General features: G+C 44.2%; 14 protein-coding genes and 1 pseudogene. 7 read left to right on the top strand and 8 right to left on the bottom strand.

The window, feature by feature from the left end:
• Complete coding sequence (locus tag DK187_RS13165) at window positions 1-471, bottom strand: DUF6586 family protein (protein ID WP_111607812.1); 471 nt, start codon at window positions 469-471, stop codon at window positions 1-3.
• Complete coding sequence (topA, locus tag DK187_RS13170) at window positions 468-3,095, bottom strand: type I DNA topoisomerase (RefSeq protein WP_111607813.1); 2,628 nt, start codon at window positions 3,093-3,095, stop codon at window positions 468-470. Before topA ends, DK187_RS13165 begins: the two co-directional genes overlap by 4 nt.
• Before the next feature lie 187 nt (window positions 3,096-3,282).
• Here topA and DK187_RS13175 point away from each other — a divergent pair, with 187 nt between their 5' ends.
• On the top strand, window positions 3,283-4,035 hold the full coding sequence (locus tag DK187_RS13175) for a DNA topoisomerase I (protein WP_111607814.1): 753 nt from the start codon (window positions 3,283-3,285) through the stop codon (window positions 4,033-4,035).
• A gap of 23 nt (window positions 4,036-4,058) precedes the next feature.
• On the opposite strand, the gene DK187_RS13180 is transcribed toward DK187_RS13175, so the two are convergent.
• Window positions 4,059-4,547 carry a hypothetical protein gene (locus tag DK187_RS13180; RefSeq protein ID WP_111607815.1) on the bottom strand — a complete coding sequence of 163 codons (489 nt, stop codon included), beginning with the start codon at window positions 4,545-4,547 and terminating at the stop codon, window positions 4,059-4,061.
• A 64-nt stretch (window positions 4,548-4,611) separates the two neighbouring features.
• On the opposite strand from DK187_RS13180, the gene DK187_RS13185 reads away from it, so the two are divergent.
• Window positions 4,612-5,046 (top strand): universal stress protein, encoded by a 435-nt coding sequence (locus DK187_RS13185; RefSeq protein WP_111607816.1) that lies wholly within the window; start codon window positions 4,612-4,614, stop codon window positions 5,044-5,046.
• 98 nt (window positions 5,047-5,144) lie between these two features.
• Here DK187_RS13185 and cysS read toward each other — a convergent pair whose 3' ends face one another.
• From cysS to DK187_RS13200, 3 genes and pseudogenes are all read right to left on the bottom strand, one after another.
• Window positions 5,145-6,527 carry a cysteine--tRNA ligase gene (cysS, locus tag DK187_RS13190; protein ID WP_111607817.1) on the bottom strand — a complete coding sequence of 461 codons (1,383 nt, stop codon included), beginning with the start codon at window positions 6,525-6,527 and terminating at the stop codon, window positions 5,145-5,147.
• A 4-nt stretch (window positions 6,528-6,531) separates the two neighbouring features.
• Window positions 6,532-8,205, bottom strand: a complete 1,674-nt coding sequence (locus DK187_RS13195) for a glutamine--tRNA ligase/YqeY domain fusion protein (protein WP_111607818.1) — start codon at window positions 8,203-8,205, stop codon at window positions 6,532-6,534.
• 121 nt (window positions 8,206-8,326) lie between these two features.
• Window positions 8,327-8,515: pseudogene (locus DK187_RS13200) on the bottom strand (AzlD domain-containing protein); the annotation flags it as partial.
• A 220-nt stretch (window positions 8,516-8,735) separates the two neighbouring features.
• Here DK187_RS13200 and queC point away from each other — a divergent pair.
• From queC to DK187_RS13220, 4 genes are all read left to right on the top strand, one after another.
• Window positions 8,736-9,395 carry a 7-cyano-7-deazaguanine synthase QueC gene (gene queC / locus DK187_RS13205; RefSeq protein ID WP_111607860.1) on the top strand — a complete coding sequence of 220 codons (660 nt, stop codon included), beginning with the start codon at window positions 8,736-8,738 and terminating at the stop codon, window positions 9,393-9,395.
• Between the two features lie 172 nt (window positions 9,396-9,567).
• Window positions 9,568-10,218 (top strand): 7-carboxy-7-deazaguanine synthase, encoded by a 651-nt coding sequence (queE, locus tag DK187_RS13210; RefSeq protein ID WP_111607820.1) that lies wholly within the window; start codon window positions 9,568-9,570, stop codon window positions 10,216-10,218.
• A gap of 40 nt (window positions 10,219-10,258) precedes the next feature.
• On the top strand, window positions 10,259-10,762 hold the full coding sequence (locus tag DK187_RS13215) for a peptidylprolyl isomerase (protein WP_111607821.1): 504 nt from the start codon (window positions 10,259-10,261) through the stop codon (window positions 10,760-10,762).
• Window positions 10,762-11,541, top strand: coding sequence for a UDP-2,3-diacylglucosamine diphosphatase (locus DK187_RS13220; protein ID WP_111607822.1), 780 nt, complete (start codon window positions 10,762-10,764; stop codon window positions 11,539-11,541). Before DK187_RS13215 ends, DK187_RS13220 begins: the two co-directional genes overlap by 1 nt.
• 149 nt (window positions 11,542-11,690) lie before the next feature.
• Here the strand turns inward: DK187_RS13220 and DK187_RS13225 are convergent, their stop codons facing one another.
• The gene (locus DK187_RS13225) at window positions 11,691-12,002 is read right to left on the bottom strand and encodes a hypothetical protein (protein WP_188322886.1); all 312 of its coding nucleotides are present in this window, start codon (window positions 12,000-12,002) and stop codon (window positions 11,691-11,693) included.
• Window positions 12,003-12,138: 136 nt separating this feature from the next.
• A complete protein-coding gene (locus tag DK187_RS13230) occupies window positions 12,139-12,750 on the bottom strand; it encodes a MiaE family protein (RefSeq protein WP_111607823.1) in 612 nt (203 codons plus the stop codon).
• An 88-nt stretch (window positions 12,751-12,838) separates the two neighbouring features.
• On the opposite strand from DK187_RS13230, the gene DK187_RS13235 reads away from it, so the two are divergent.
• Entirely contained in the window at window positions 12,839-14,593 is a 1,755-nt protein-coding gene (locus tag DK187_RS13235) for a formylglycine-generating enzyme family protein (protein WP_111607824.1), read from the top strand.
• Window positions 14,594-14,691: the final 98 nt, after the last annotated feature.

The raw sequence follows: 14,691 nt of genomic DNA on the forward strand, positions 1-14,691 counted from the left end.
TCAATACTCTGATGACTCTTCTCTAAAACGCAAAACCAACTCAACCAATTTGGTTAAATAAAAACTCACAGACGCTCCGTTATCACTGCCGCGACCAATCAAATTATCACTTTGAACCGGAGAAGACAAAGAGCCTCGACATTCAAATTGCACCAAATAAGCTTGATTCAGCTGAGAACACCAAGACTCAGGGCGTGAAAACAAATCCGCCAGCTCCGTCAGCACCGGAACCATTATCTGTTTTTTTTCAGCCTCGCGTAGCATGCTAGGCACATCCAAAGAACCAGATAATGAATACGTCGTCGACACTTCTTTCAACAAACCATTCAGCGCACTTCTTAACTGGAAAATCGCTGAACTTTCCAGGCCGACATTGAGCCATGTTTCTTCACTGATTTGACTTTGCTGAATAAAGCGCCTTGCCGTATCCAGCTTTTGGTTTGTCAAACTTGCTAAGGTAACACCGCTCATTTTTTCTTACCTTCTTCAATCACCCATTTAGAACCAACATAAAACGCCTTCCAACCCGTTGGCTTACCTTCCTCTTCCGTCATAACGTACTGTTCTTTTGTCTTACGACTGTAACGGATAATAGCAGGACGACCTTCAGGGTCTTTCTTTGGTGCATCCGCAAAAAAGTGATATTTAGGGTCAATCTGATCCATGTATGGCAACAACTCTTCCACTAATGGCGCACGCGTTTCACGCTTACGAGGAAATTGGCTGGCGGCTAAAAACAGCCCCGTAGCACCATCACGCAGTACATAATGATCTTCTACCTTCTGGCAAGCCAAATCAGGCATAGGCACAGGGTCCATTTTCGGCGGCGCAGCTTCACCACTTTTCAGCAGTTTACGAGTGTTTTTGCACGCTTCGTTAGTACAACCAAAATACTTGCCAAAACGGCCCGTTTTAAGCTGCATCTCGGATCCACACTTATCACATTCCAGCGTTGGGCCGTCATAACCTTTTATTTTAAAGGCGCCAGTTTCTACTTCGTAACCAGAACACGCCGGATTATTACCACAAACATGCAGTTTGCGGTGCTCATCCATCAAATAACTGTCCATCGCCGAGCCACAAATTTTACAACGATGTTTATTGATAAGGGCTTTCGATTCACCCTCTTCGTCATCCACCGCAATCGCTTCGTCACCACGTATAAGATTAATCGTTGCCTTACAACGCTCTTTAGGCGGCAACGCATAACCAGAGCAGGACATGAACACACCTGTGCTGGCAGTACGAATCTGCATTGGGCGAGAGCATGTTGGGCACTCAATATCCGTCGGCGTCGGCTCATTGAGCATCATGCCATCATCAGGCGACTCTGCTTTAGCCAGTACCGTACTAAAATCCCTATAAAACGCATTCAGTGTTTTAATCCAATCTTTATGGCCTTCAGCAATATCATCTAATTGCTCTTCCATTTGTGCAGTAAAACTAAAATTCATCAAAGAACTAAAGCTATCCACCAAACGTTCAGTCACAATATCGCCCATTTTTTCGGCATAAAAACGACGATTTTCAACCCGAACATAACCACGATCTTGAATAGTAGAAATGATAGAAGCATACGTTGAAGGTCGACCAATACCACGCTTCTCCAGCTCTTTCACCAAACTGGCTTCGCTAAAGCGAGCGACTGGTTTAGTAAAATGCTGCTCAGGCAAAAGCTCTTTAAGATCCAGATATTCTCCCTGACCAACATCCGGAAGAATATTGTCTTCCCCTTTTTTAGCCACGGTATGCATCGCACGTGTATAACCGTCAAAACGTAGAATGCGCCCTTTGGCTTTAAATTCATAATCTCCAGAAGTAACCGTAATCGTCGTTGACGTGTACTCTGCAGGTGTCATTTGACACGCCATAAACTGACTGCGAATCAGGTCGTACAATCGATGTGCGTCTTTTTCCATACCTTGCAAGTCGTCAACACGCACTGTCACGTCAGAAGGACGAATGGCTTCATGGGCCTCTTGCGCGCCTTCTTTACTGCTATAACGAATCGGCTCTTCAGGCAAATACGCTTCACCAAAATTAGACAGTATATAACCTCTTAACGCCTCGACTGCATCGACACTCAAATTCGTCGAGTCAGTACGCATGTAGGTGATATAACCCCCTTCATACAGACGCTGAGCAAGCATCATGGTCTTTTTAACGCCATAACCTAAACGCGTACTTGCCGCTTGTTGCAACGTAGACGTAATGAAAGGCGCAGAAGGCTTACTGCTTGTCGGTTTGTCTTCGCGGCTGCTAACCAGATATTTGGCATCGTTCAAACGTGCAACATGCTCGTCAGATTGCGCCTTGTTAACGGGACGATATTCTTTATCTTGATATTTTGCCGCCTCGAATTTGATCACTTCCTTCGAAGGCGTCGCTAGCATCGCATCGAGTTCCCAAAACTCATCAGGAACAAATGCACGAATCTCTTTTTCACGCTCTACAATCAGACGCACAGCCACAGACTGAACACGACCCGCAGAAAGACCTCTGGCGACTTTTGCCCAAAGCAAAGGCGACACCATAAAGCCAACCACACGATCCAAGAAGCGGCGCGCTTGCTGCGCATTGACTCGGTTCATATCCAATTCAGATGGTGTTTCAAACGCCGCTTTTATGGCTTTTTTAGTAATTTCATTAAAAACAACACGCTTATAACGACTGTCATCACCACCAATAGCTTCACGCAAATGCCAAGCAATCGCCTCCCCCTCTCTATCCAAGTCGGTTGCGAGATAGATGGTGTCAGCATTCTTAGCAAGTCGTTTTAATTCGTCGACAACCTTTTCTTTACCCGGCAAAATTTCATAGTGCGCTTTCCAGTTGTGCTCTGGATCCACACCCATTCTAGAAATTAACTGTTGACGGGATTTACTACTTTTATACTCAAGTTTTTCTTCCGGACTCATCTTACGTGTCAAAGCGGCTTGCTTTGCGCGCTCTTGAGGCGTAGAGGTGGCAGTTGTACCTGTTGGCAAATCTCGAATGTGTCCTACACTCGATTTAACAATAAAGTCGTTGCCCAGGTATTTGTTGATGGTTTTCGCCTTAGCCGGCGATTCCACGATAACCAGTGATTTTCCCATTGAACTGTGTAAGCCTTTTATAAAGTAGGTCTGCAAATCCACGTTGCACGAAGTTTCATCTCTAGGGGCGCTGATATTAAGCAAACACCTTTTATATGACAAGCGATCCCTGTATTGTTTCACATTAAATCTTGCTGAACTTAGTATTTCTTATTTAACATACTGAATTCATTGCTTAAGGACAATCATGGCTACCCTTCAAATACTAACAATTGCATTTTTGATCATCATTGTACTTTTGTCTGTGGTCATTGGATCACGCGCACACCAAAAAGAAAAAGAAATTACGCAGCGACGCGTCAAACAACTACAACTTTCTAATCGAGCAGATCGTGCTGAGCAACATATCCGCGGTTTAAAGGATATTAACACAGACACCATCGCCACGGATGTACTCTATGATTTCTATCTAGACACACTTCGTGAACTTCTGCAATATTCAGATGACCCAGAAAAAATAGAAATCCGCATTGCGACCGCCGAAGAAAATCGTAATAATGATCCACATCCATTTAATCCAGAACCCGAGTTATTCAGCTTTCAGGAAAAAACCAATTACAGAGAACGCTTAACAAAACTGGCCAAAATGTTACTCTATCTTCGCCGAAAAGGCCGTATCAGTCACTCTCATTACCAAGCGTGCTATGAGTATCTACGCTGGCTCAACCTCTGGATTCAATTGAATCGCCAAATAGTTCAAGCCAATAAAAACTTTGCCAGTGGCGACATGCGCGTTGCGCAAACGCTTTACGGCGTCATCTTGTCACACCTTAAATCGGATGCGACAGAGCGACCCGAAAAAAACACCTTAAAAAATTTTGTCACAGATCGAATTAGGCAAATTTTATCACCCAAACTTGAAGCCATAAAAGACAGTGACAACCCAGAAGAAGTGCTAAGCGAGTTACTGCATAATTTAGAGACACCTAAAAGATCTTAGGCAAACAGCAATAAGCGCCGCCACTAAACGGCGACGCTTTTTAACTCTACCAATGAAAAAATCAGCTTTGTCAGTGCCTCTAGCGCCTCTTCGTCTCCAGCCTCGTTCCAATACAATGTGACATACTCTGGGGTAATTCTTACCGCAGTAAGCAAGTGACCATAACCTTCCAATGTCTTTTTAGACACTTCATTTAATTCAAAAAATTTACTAGACCACCACCCATCAGCCAAGGCATGATATTTCCATACCTCGAAAGGCAATAACAAAAGCTGCGGCGGCAAAGTAGCAACAGGCTTTAAGCGATAAAAAGAATAAGCGACTGTTTTTTGTCGGTTGATTGACTTATCCCACTTGTCAGGAAGGTCAATTGATGTAAGCTGAACAGTAAGACCCAGTTTTCGAGCATGCATACGTAATGCCATGCGTTGACGCTCTTTTTTAGGTGGCATGATCCACAATGCCGACCCCATTAATGATAGTGTAATAAAAATAACAATAAGAGCAGTCATATTTTCATGTCTCTCGAGTTTTCAACTAAAATAAGTTAATCAAGCCAATTTTTGGAGGTGTTCTATGATGTATAACAGAATTCTACTCGCTGTTGATCTAACCGATGAAAGCATTAAGGTTGCCAATAAAGCTGTCGCATTATGTAAAGCAACCGGCGCAGAACTGACCATACTCCATGTCATTGAGTCCTTGAACTATGCCTACGGCGGTGATGTACCAATCGACATAACTGACATTCAAGCCCAACTGCAAGAAACCGCCAAAGAACGTATATCCATCCTAGAGGCCCAGCTTGATGTTCCCGTGAGCGAAAGCTGTATTTCCCAAGGTGGCATAGAAAGCGAAATACACCGTATTGCCGAAGAAAAAAGAGTCGATCTTATTGTGGTTGGTAGCCATGGCCGTCATGGTCTAGCACTTTTATTGGGCTCTACTGCCAACGGTGTACTGCATGGCGCACCGTGCGACGTACTGGCCGTCAAAGTTGTGAAAGACTAAACCGACAACGCAAACCACAACACAATAAAAAGGCGATGCTCCCATCGCCTTTTTATTTATTATAGCCCACTCTTTTGTTCTGCTTTTGCGAAATACACTTAATGCCTAGTCCAAGTTGTTCCTTCACGACTGTCCAAAAGCTCAATACCTTGACTGGCTAATTCATCACGAATCTCGTCACCGCGCGCAAAATTCTTATCTTTGCGTGCCTGTGCTCTTTCATCAATCAAAGTCTGTATTGCCGCTTCGCTCAGCCCTTCAGATACCGTACTATTTTGTAAAAAGTATTCTGGGTCTTGGTAAAGCAACCCAAGCAATTCCGCCAAAGAACGTAGCTCCGCAGCCAATTTTGATGCCTTATCCGCGTCCTCAGTTTTCGCTTTATTTAAATCTCGAACCAATTCAAATAAAACAGAAACCGCCACAGCGGTATTAAAATCATCCTTCATAGCCTCTTCGAATCGCGCAGTAAATTCTGTCGATACATAGGATTCAGCAATGGGCTGGTAACGCAATGCCGTATAAAGACGCTCTAACGCCACTTTTGCGTCGTGCAAACTTTGATCTGAATAATCAATGGCACTGCGATACTGACTAGACACCATCAGATAACGAACCACTTCAGGATTAAACTTAGCCAATACATCACGCACTGTGAAAAAGTTACCCAAAGACTTGGACATCTTTTCGTTATTTACGCGAACCGCACCACAGTGCATCCAGTAGTTAACATAGTCTTTACCGGTTGCCGCTTCTGACTGAGCAATTTCATTTTCATGGTGCGGAAACTTAAGGTCAGGACCGCCACCATGAATATCAAAATGACTACCTAGACAGTTCGTCGACATAGCAGAACATTCAATGTGCCAACCAGGACGACCATCACCCCAAGGTGACGGCCAAGACACTTCGCCAGCTTTCGCTTGTTTCCACAAAACGAAATCTGCCGGGTGCTCTTTCGCCACCTCAACATCAATTCGCGCACCGGCCAACATATCTTCAAGTTTACGATTATTTAATTTGCCGTAATCTTTGAATTTCGTCGCTCGATAATAAACGTCACCAGAAGCGCCTTGATAAGCAAAACCTTTATCAATAAGGATTTGCACCATATCGATAATTTCTTGCATAAATTCCGTCGCTTTTGGCTCGCGATTTGGCATTTTGTTTCCAAGGCGCAGTTCATCTTCGCGCTGTGCTGCAATCATTCGCTCAGTCAAAGACTGGGTTGATTCATTATTCTCTTCAGCACGTTTGATGATCTTGTCATCAACATCCGTAATATTACGAACATAATTCAGATCGTAACCAAGATGGCGAATAAAACGCGAAATAACATCGAAGGAAATCATCGCACGTGCATGCCCTATGTGGCAGAAGTCATAAACTGTATTGCCACAGACATACATGCCGACTTTGCCTTCAACAATCGGTTTGAAAACTTCTTTTTTACCGCTGAGGGTATTATAAATCTTCAGCATGCGCTTAATTTCCTTTTGCTTCGATCTTTGCCCAAGAGTCACGCAATGTTACCGTGCGGTTAAATACCAAACCGTCTTCTTTTAAATCTCGGCAGAAATACCCTTCACGCTCAAACTGGAAGCCCTGACCTTTATCAGACGCCACCAATGAAGGCTCAACTTTGGCAGTGGTTAGCACAGTCAAAGAATCTGGATTGATAAAGTCTAAGAAAGTTTTGTCTTCATAATTCGCGTCTGGCGCTTCATTAACGAACAAACGATCATAAAGATTCACCGTTGCGTCTACTGCATGTTTTGCGCTAACCCAATGAATCACACCTTTTGGTTTGTAATCTTCTGGATTCACACCAAGGGTATTTTCATCATAGCGACAAAGCAGCTCGACCACGTCACCGGCTTCGTTTTTGATTGCCTCATCACAGGTAATCACGTAACCGCCACGAAGACGAACCGCACCATCCAGTGTCAAACGTTTCCACTTACGAGGTGGCACTTCAGCAAAATCCGCCGCATCAATGTACAGATCCTTACTAAACGGCACTTCACGCGTACCCGCTTCTTCGTTTTTCGGGTGATTTCCAACTGTGAAGATTTCTTCTTTGTCGGCAGGATAGTTGGTCAAGGTCACCTTAATTGGATTTAACACCACCATGACACGATTGGCGCTTGCGTCCAAATCTTCACGAATAGCGTGCTCCAGCATGCCTACATCCACAACACCGTCAGATTTGGTCACGCCAATACGCTCACAGAAATTTCGGATAGACAACGCCGTGTAACCACGACGACGCAGACCAGAAATCGTTGGCATACGCGGGTCATCCCAACCATGAACGTGTTTTTCATCCACTAGCTGCTTAAGCTTACGCTTACTCGTCACTGTGTAGTTTAAGTTCAAACGCGCGAATTCAATTTGCTGCGGATGCGCTGTATTTAATGTTTCTAGTACCCAATCGTACAATGGTCGGTGATCTTGGAATTCCAGCGTACAAACAGAATGCGTAATATTTTCCAATGCATCGGACAAGCAATGTGTGAAGTCGTACATTGGGTACACGCACCACTTATCACCCGTTTGATGATGGTGCACATGGCGAACGCGATAAATGATAGGATCACGCATGTTAATATTTGGGCTAGCCATATCAATTTTGGCACGCAAAACCACTTCACCATCTTTGTACTTACCGTCTTTCATGTCCATGAAAATGGCCATGTTTTCTTCTACGGTACGGTCACGGAATGGACTGTTCTTGCCGGGCTCTTTCAACGTGCCACGGTATTCACGCATCTGCTCTGCGTTTAGCTCACAAGCATAGGCCTTACCGGCCTGAATAAGCTGAACCGCAAAATCGAATAGCTCGTCAAAATAGTCCGAGGCAAATTTAGGCTCACCGCTCCACTGGAAGCCAAGCCATTCCACATCACGCTTAATAGACTCTATGTATTCAACACTTTCCTTCTCAGGGTTGGTGTCATCAAAACGTAGATTACATTGACCGTTGTAACGCTGCGCTAAGCCAAAGTTAAGGCAAATGGATTTCGCATGACCAATGTGTAAGTAGCCATTTGGCTCAGGTGGAAAGCGAGTAAGAACCTTACCGCCATGCTTACCTGATTCGTTATCTTTATCAATGATTTGGGTAATAAAATTACCTGGTTTAGACGTTTCTGACATGTTTGATGTAAGTCCCGATAAGTGTTGGTCTAACAATATTGTTACTTTGACCGGTAAGTATATAGTATTTAAGTTTGCATGGGATATTGAGCAGAAACTCTTTTCAGTGTTTTTCTCTTTTTTATAAAGAAAATCCGTATTTCGCCACAAAGAAAACCAAAACGCCCACTTGAATGGTCAACAACTGTTGCTGACGCCAAACACCGAAAACGAAAGCCGCGAGCGCACCAAGCAACCAAGGATTAGACAATGAGAAATCTATGTACTGATTCGGCATCAGCGTCATAGGGGTGATAATGGCGGTCAAAACGGAAACTGCGACCTAATTAACACACAAAAAGCCGAAAGAGTGGCATTATAGGTGACGGCGCTCAAAGATGAAATTGACTGTAAACCCTTATTTTTACTCTCGCCCTTTATACTGTCTTATGCAGAGTTTCCTAGTTTGGTATCTCGCGCTTCTGTTATACTCCAGCGCTTTATTAACCTTGTCTTTTTTCATTCAAAAAGACCTTTACGAGGACACAAACATGTCTGAAAAAGCCGTCGTTGTGTATTCAGGAGGAATGGATTCTTTCACTGTTCTGAATACGGCCATTCAAAACGGATTGGATGTTTATGCTTTATCTTTTAACTACGGACAAAAGCACAGCAAAGAACTCGAGGTTGCCGCACAGGTATGTCGTGAATTAGGCGTTTCTCATAAAGTGGTCGACATTACGGCAATCAACAGTTTAATGGCAAACTCATCGCTCACCGGCGATGCTGAAATCCCGGAAGGCCATTACGAAAGCGACAGTATGAAGTCAACCGTAGTACCAAACCGTAATATGGTCTTACTCTCCATGGCCATTGCTTATGCGGTGTCATTAGAGGCTGGCAAAGTCTATTACGGCGCGCACTCTGGCGACCACCACATTTACCCAGATTGTCGCCCTGAATTCGTCGAGGCCATGAACGCGGTATCAAAAATAGCAAACTATCAATCCGTTGAAATCGTCACACCGTTTTTGCATTCTTCAAAAGGCGAGATTTTAAAAGCAGGATTAAGCATGAATCTTAACTATGCCAATACCTGGACCTGTTACAATGGCCGAGAAAAATCGTGTGGCAAATGTGGCGCCTGTAACGAACGCCTAGAAGCGTTTGCAGAACAAGGCAAAACAGATCCACTAGAATACGAAGGGTAACCACAGAGTTAAACCCAAAACTTAAACTGATTTTAGTGTGTTTGCTTTAATGCGAGTTGGCTTTTGTTCCACAAATGACCAGTTTCGCCATTAAATTATCAACTAAAGTTATAACCCTTACCTCGACTGTTTTTCGAGATGCTGCTTGTCAGTATGTAATAGGTATAACCCAATGTACTCAATTAAAGAAGCTTTTTATTCATTACAAGGTGAAGGCGCCCATGCGGGACGCCCTGCTCTATTTTGCCGTTTTACCGGCTGCAACTTATGGTCTGGCCTAGAAAAAACACGCGCCAAATCTGAATGTCAATTTTGTGATACTGATTTTATCGGTACCGATGGGCAGCATGGTGGAAAATTCACCACCGCAGCACAGCTACGCACCCACATCGATTCACTGTGGCCAAATGGTCAAGGGCATAAATACGTTGTTTTTACGGGGGGCGAACCCGCCCTTCAACTCGACGAGGCCCTCATAGTCGAAATGAAGCAACACGGTTATACCATTGCCATAGAAACCAACGGCACAATCGCGCTCCCGCAAGGTATAGATTGGGTTTGTGTTAGCCCCAAAACAGCCAAGCCTTTAGTCGTATCAAAAGGCGATGAACTCAAGCTGGTGTTTCCGCAATCACACCTCTCGCCAGAATTATTTGAAACACTGGATTTTGCACATTTCTACCTGCAACCCATGGACCAAAGCCATTTAACAGCAGATCAAATACCGCTCATTGATACCCAACAAGCCACTTTGCACTATTGTTTATCGCATCCAAGGTGGCGTCTTAGCTTACAAACACATAAAATGCTCAACATTGATTAGATAAACGAAACTTTACTGTTCATTAAACAAGGAATCTTAAATGATTATTTTGCACACAAATCACGGTGACATTCACGTTGAACTGGATTACGAGAAAGCGCCAAAATCAGCGAAAAACTTTGAAGACTACGTGACGTCAGGCTTTTATAACGGCGTTATTTTTCACCGTGTTATCAATGGTTTTATGATTCAAGGCGGCGGCTTTGAGCCAGGCATGACACAAAAAGAGTCGCGCACAGCCATCGAAAACGAAGCTGACAACGGTCTAAAAAATGAAATTGGTACTTTAGCTATGGCTCGTACCATGGACCCACACTCTGCCTCAGCACAGTTTTTTATCAACGTGGCAGACAATAGCTTCCTAAACCACCGCAGCAAGACGCCTGACGGTTGGGGCTACGCAGTATTTGGTAAAGTAACGGCCGGTATGGATGTCGTTAACAAAATCAAGGAAGTGAAAACGACAATGAAATCAGGCCACCAAGATGTGCCTGCTGAAGACGTCATCATCGAAAGTGCAGAATTGGTAAAAAGCGAAGGCTAATGATTCGTTACTTTATCTCAGATTTGCATTTGAGCGACAGACGTCCGGATCTCATCCGGGCGTTTGTTCAAATGACAGAAGAACTGATTGCTCGCCAAGAAGAAGCGGAACTGTATATTCTAGGTGATTTCTACGAAGCTTGGATCGGTGACGATTTCCAAGCCGATTGGAACACCCAAATAGAGAACGCGCTCCTAGCGCTGACACACTCAGGCATTAAACTGTATTTTCTGCATGGCAACAGAGATTTTCTCATAGGTCAAGCATGGTTATCTCGGGTTAATGCCTCTTTTATGCAAGAACAAGCACTTTTATCCATAGACGGAAACGCTGTCCTTCTCACCCATGGCGACGAATATTGTTTAGAAGACACAGAATATCAAGCTTTTCGAACAACGGTTCGCTCCAAAGCTTGGCAAGAACATGTTTTAGCCATGCCATTAGAGCAACGCATTGCGCTTGCGGCGCAGCTTCGTAATGACAGTAAAGCCATGGCGACAGAAAAATCCATGGACATCATGGATGTCACAGCAAGCGCCGTAAAAGCGTCTTTGGAACACCATCAATGCAAAACGGTTATTCATGGACACACCCATCGACCAGATATCCATAAAGCAGACAACTGCTTACGCTGTGTACTTGGAGACTGGGACGACGCTGTTTGGCTCGCCAGTATTGAAGGAAGCATTTATCGCCAATATCGCGCTCCTGTGGATGATTTTTTACAATATGGGCTGGTTGGATTAAAAGAAATACAGCGCGAAATACTCTCTGTGTAAACGCACATAATACCACGCAAAAATCGAACGCCTCAGCCAATACATTCGCTGGGGCGTTTTTACATGAATACCGCAGCAAAAAAACGCTACATACTGAGTACGTTCATATCACTCTAACCATCGCATCCAGCCATGGCCAGAACGCCCATTTAACGCTTCAACAGCTGCCGAACCCAAACCGTCTCTTCGGAATTACGAGATCGGCTAAATTCAATGTTGCGGTTATGCAACATAGCCACTGCGCGGAAAAAGGCATTATTGACAATGACAGGGCTTAATTGAATACCATAAGTTTGCCACCAGTGCTGCTGTACTTTGCAAGTCAGCAATTGATATAAAAAGTCCAGTTCTAAAGACCCCTTATACATCACATCCAAATCAACAACAGGATCGACTTTAGCAATCTCTAAGGCAAGCCAATAAGTAACATCTGGGAGGGTTTCGCTCTTATGTATGCCCATTATATTTCTCCAGAGTATCGAGTAATACCATGAGGCCGTTATCCACAGCGTGGACACCAAGGCCTCAAATATTAGTGTAGCAGCCTCTTAAAAACTCTCCATTCAGCAGAAGAAATAGATTGTGGCAATTTGTAACTTAATTGACGCCTGGAGGCCCGCTGTGCACACGAAACTCGACATCAGGCTCCGTGATTAACTGGCGTTCTAACTCTCTGAAGAACGCAACACGATCATCAATTGCCTCGTTGGCATACTCCTGAGCAAGCTCGAGATAGTCTTCAAAATGGCGCGCTTCCGATTTAAGCAAGGAGACATAAAACCTAGACAACTCTTCGTCTAGATGAGGTGCTAATATGGCAAAGCGCTCACAAGAACGCGCCTCAACAAAGGCGCCGATGATTAAAGTATCAACCAAGCGTGCAGGTTCGTGAGTTCTGATATGCTTACGCATACCGTCGGCATAACGTGATGCGGTTAGATGCTCATAAGCAACCCCTCTTTTGCGCATCAATTTGTGCACTTGCTCAAAATGCAACAACTCTTCCCGAGCTAAACGGGACATTTTATGCAACAGATTATCGCGATCCACATACCGATACATTAGACTCATAGCCGTTGACGCGGCTTTTTTCTCACAATGAGCGTGATCATTTAACAGCAAGGTTTGATTCTCTATCGCCCAATTTACCCATGCTTCAGGAGATTTGCATGGAAGAAATTCAACAAGCTCTGGGTATGCAGATAACATTACTCTACCTTTTTGTGTTAAAAAACGTGATTATACCCTGTATTAAACACTTAGGCAGCAACGTCTTGATTTGGATATCAAATTCGTAATGAATGATTTTTATGACTCCCAAAAACTAAAGATTGGACAACATGTTGGTGTCGAGCTCGACCCTTACGTTCTAAATTACCCAGTCGATAGCTCCAAAACTACTTGGGTCGCAGACCAAGGTGGGCGCCCTTTTGTGCTGCGCTTCTTCCAACCTAAAAAAGGCAAAGTTGAAGATTTTTTACAGAACGCAAGAAAATACGCCAGTGTAAAACACCCTGCGATCACCCCTAATTACCCTCCTTTTTACTCAAATTTATGGGTATTTTCATGTTCTGCTGTTTGTGGTGGAGAGAACTTATACAGCTTTTTAGGTAAATACCCAGACGGGGCGCCACTAAATGTCGTCATCGGTTTGTTTGACAATATGGCGAAGGCCTTAGATCAGGTCCATAAAAATGGACTCTTTCACGGGCATCTAGATTTGAATTCCATCCATGTGGTCAATGGTTTGGGCATAATGACGGGATTTGGCTGTTACAATTGGATGAAGCGTATTGAAGAAACCGAAATGGATGTGCGTCTTTTTCCACCTGAATACTCAAAAAAAGAACAAAAACGCGCCCCTATCTCCGACAGTTTTGCTTTTATGAAACTGTTAATGGCAGCACTATTAGGAGAATCGATTCTTGATAAAGACTTTGCAACGAGTCTGCCTGACACACACCCAAACCTCAGTGATGCGACCTGGAGCCGCCTACTCAAATGGAGCCGCGAGAGCGAACGCCACAGACCAAAATCTCTGACCGAAGTCATTCAGATGCTGCGGGCAAATCTCTACAAACCCGAAGCTAACCCCAGCTCAAGCACAAAACGCGCTATTAAGCGCTACATTCGCAATACGTCTTCGAAAACGATGATTATCGCTGGAGCATCACTGGCTTCAGGTCTCATTGCCGCCGTCATTTTATGGCCTGAACCTCGGCAAGAAGAAACAGTGAATGCGCCAACACCTGAACCAAAAGTAGAAGCGCAAACGCACTTTGAAGCACTGCCACAAACACTTGAAGAACCACTCATCTCTGGCGGTACAGCCCCTAAAATAGAAAAAATTCCGCCGGCCACATTCATGATGGGGGATCAAAATAGAATAGGTGACGATAATGAAAAGCCGGTTCATGAAGTTGACATTCCCAATGGCTTTTTTATCAGTAAACACGAAGTGACCTTTGATCAATATGATCGATTTGCCAAAGCCACAGGACGCGACCTACCACCAGACAATGGATGGGGGCGCGGCCAACGTCCGGTCATTAACGTTAGTTGGTACGACGCTAAGGCCTATACAGCTTGGTTGTCTGATCAAACCAACGAAGAATACCGCCTCCCGACAGAAATAGAGTGGGAATATTCTGCCAGAGCCGATTCCAGCACCGCTTTCTGGTATGGCAATAACGTCAAACCAGGCTACAGTGTATGTGATAGTTGTGGGAGTCAATGGGATGGCGTTTCCACTGCCCCTGTTGGCAGTCAGGCGAGTAATCCTCTAGGCTTGTTTGATATGCATGGTAACGTAGCGGAGTGGGTTGAAGATTGCTATCACGACTCTTATGAAGGCGCACCGAGCAAAAACCAAGTGTGGCTATCAGACCAGTGTGACAGCAGAGTGTTGCGCGGTGGATCTTGGTTTGACATTCCAAGAGTAGGCAGAAGTGCCACTCGATATCGAGCTGAGCCGACACTAAAAGCCAGTAATTGGGGTTTTAGAGTCGTACGCATTATTCAGCAACATGATGACATATCTAAATCAGAATAATTCCGCTAAATGTCACCTATTCGAAATTGTTATGGCTTAGAGTAAGTCTTTAGCGCTTTTTTTCTATAAAATAAGCCCATCAAAAAATGGTAAAGATA

The organism is Marinomonas arctica (assembly GCF_003259225.1).
In the GTDB taxonomy this organism is placed as follows: Bacteria; Pseudomonadota; Gammaproteobacteria; order Pseudomonadales; family Marinomonadaceae; genus Marinomonas; species Marinomonas arctica.

Coding starts and splice junctions, on each gene's coding strand:
- DK187_RS13215 (WP_111607821.1), top strand. CDS start 10,259: ATGATTATTTTGCACACAAATCACGGTGACATTCACGTTGAACTGGAT.
- queC (WP_111607860.1), top strand. CDS start 8,736: ATGTCTGAAAAAGCCGTCGTTGTGTATTCAGGAGGAATGGATTCTTTC.
- DK187_RS13220 (WP_111607822.1), top strand. CDS start 10,762: ATGATTCGTTACTTTATCTCAGATTTGCATTTGAGCGACAGACGTCCG.
- cysS (WP_111607817.1), bottom strand. CDS start 6,527: ATGCTGAAGATTTATAATACCCTCAGCGGTAAAAAAGAAGTTTTCAAA.
- DK187_RS13225 (WP_188322886.1), bottom strand. CDS start 12,002: ATGGGCATACATAAGAGCGAAACCCTCCCAGATGTTACTTATTGGCTT.
- topA (WP_111607813.1), bottom strand. CDS start 3,095: ATGGGAAAATCACTGGTTATCGTGGAATCGCCGGCTAAGGCGAAAACC.
- DK187_RS13185 (WP_111607816.1), top strand. CDS start 4,612: ATGATGTATAACAGAATTCTACTCGCTGTTGATCTAACCGATGAAAGC.
- DK187_RS13195 (WP_111607818.1), bottom strand. CDS start 8,205: ATGTCAGAAACGTCTAAACCAGGTAATTTTATTACCCAAATCATTGAT.
- queE (WP_111607820.1), top strand. CDS start 9,568: ATGTACTCAATTAAAGAAGCTTTTTATTCATTACAAGGTGAAGGCGCC.
- DK187_RS13235 (WP_111607824.1), top strand. CDS start 12,839: ATGAATGATTTTTATGACTCCCAAAAACTAAAGATTGGACAACATGTT.
- DK187_RS13175 (WP_111607814.1), top strand. CDS start 3,283: ATGGCTACCCTTCAAATACTAACAATTGCATTTTTGATCATCATTGTA.
- DK187_RS13230 (WP_111607823.1), bottom strand. CDS start 12,750: ATGTTATCTGCATACCCAGAGCTTGTTGAATTTCTTCCATGCAAATCT.
- DK187_RS13165 (WP_111607812.1), bottom strand. CDS start 471: ATGAGCGGTGTTACCTTAGCAAGTTTGACAAACCAAAAGCTGGATACG.
- DK187_RS13180 (WP_111607815.1), bottom strand. CDS start 4,547: ATGACTGCTCTTATTGTTATTTTTATTACACTATCATTAATGGGGTCG.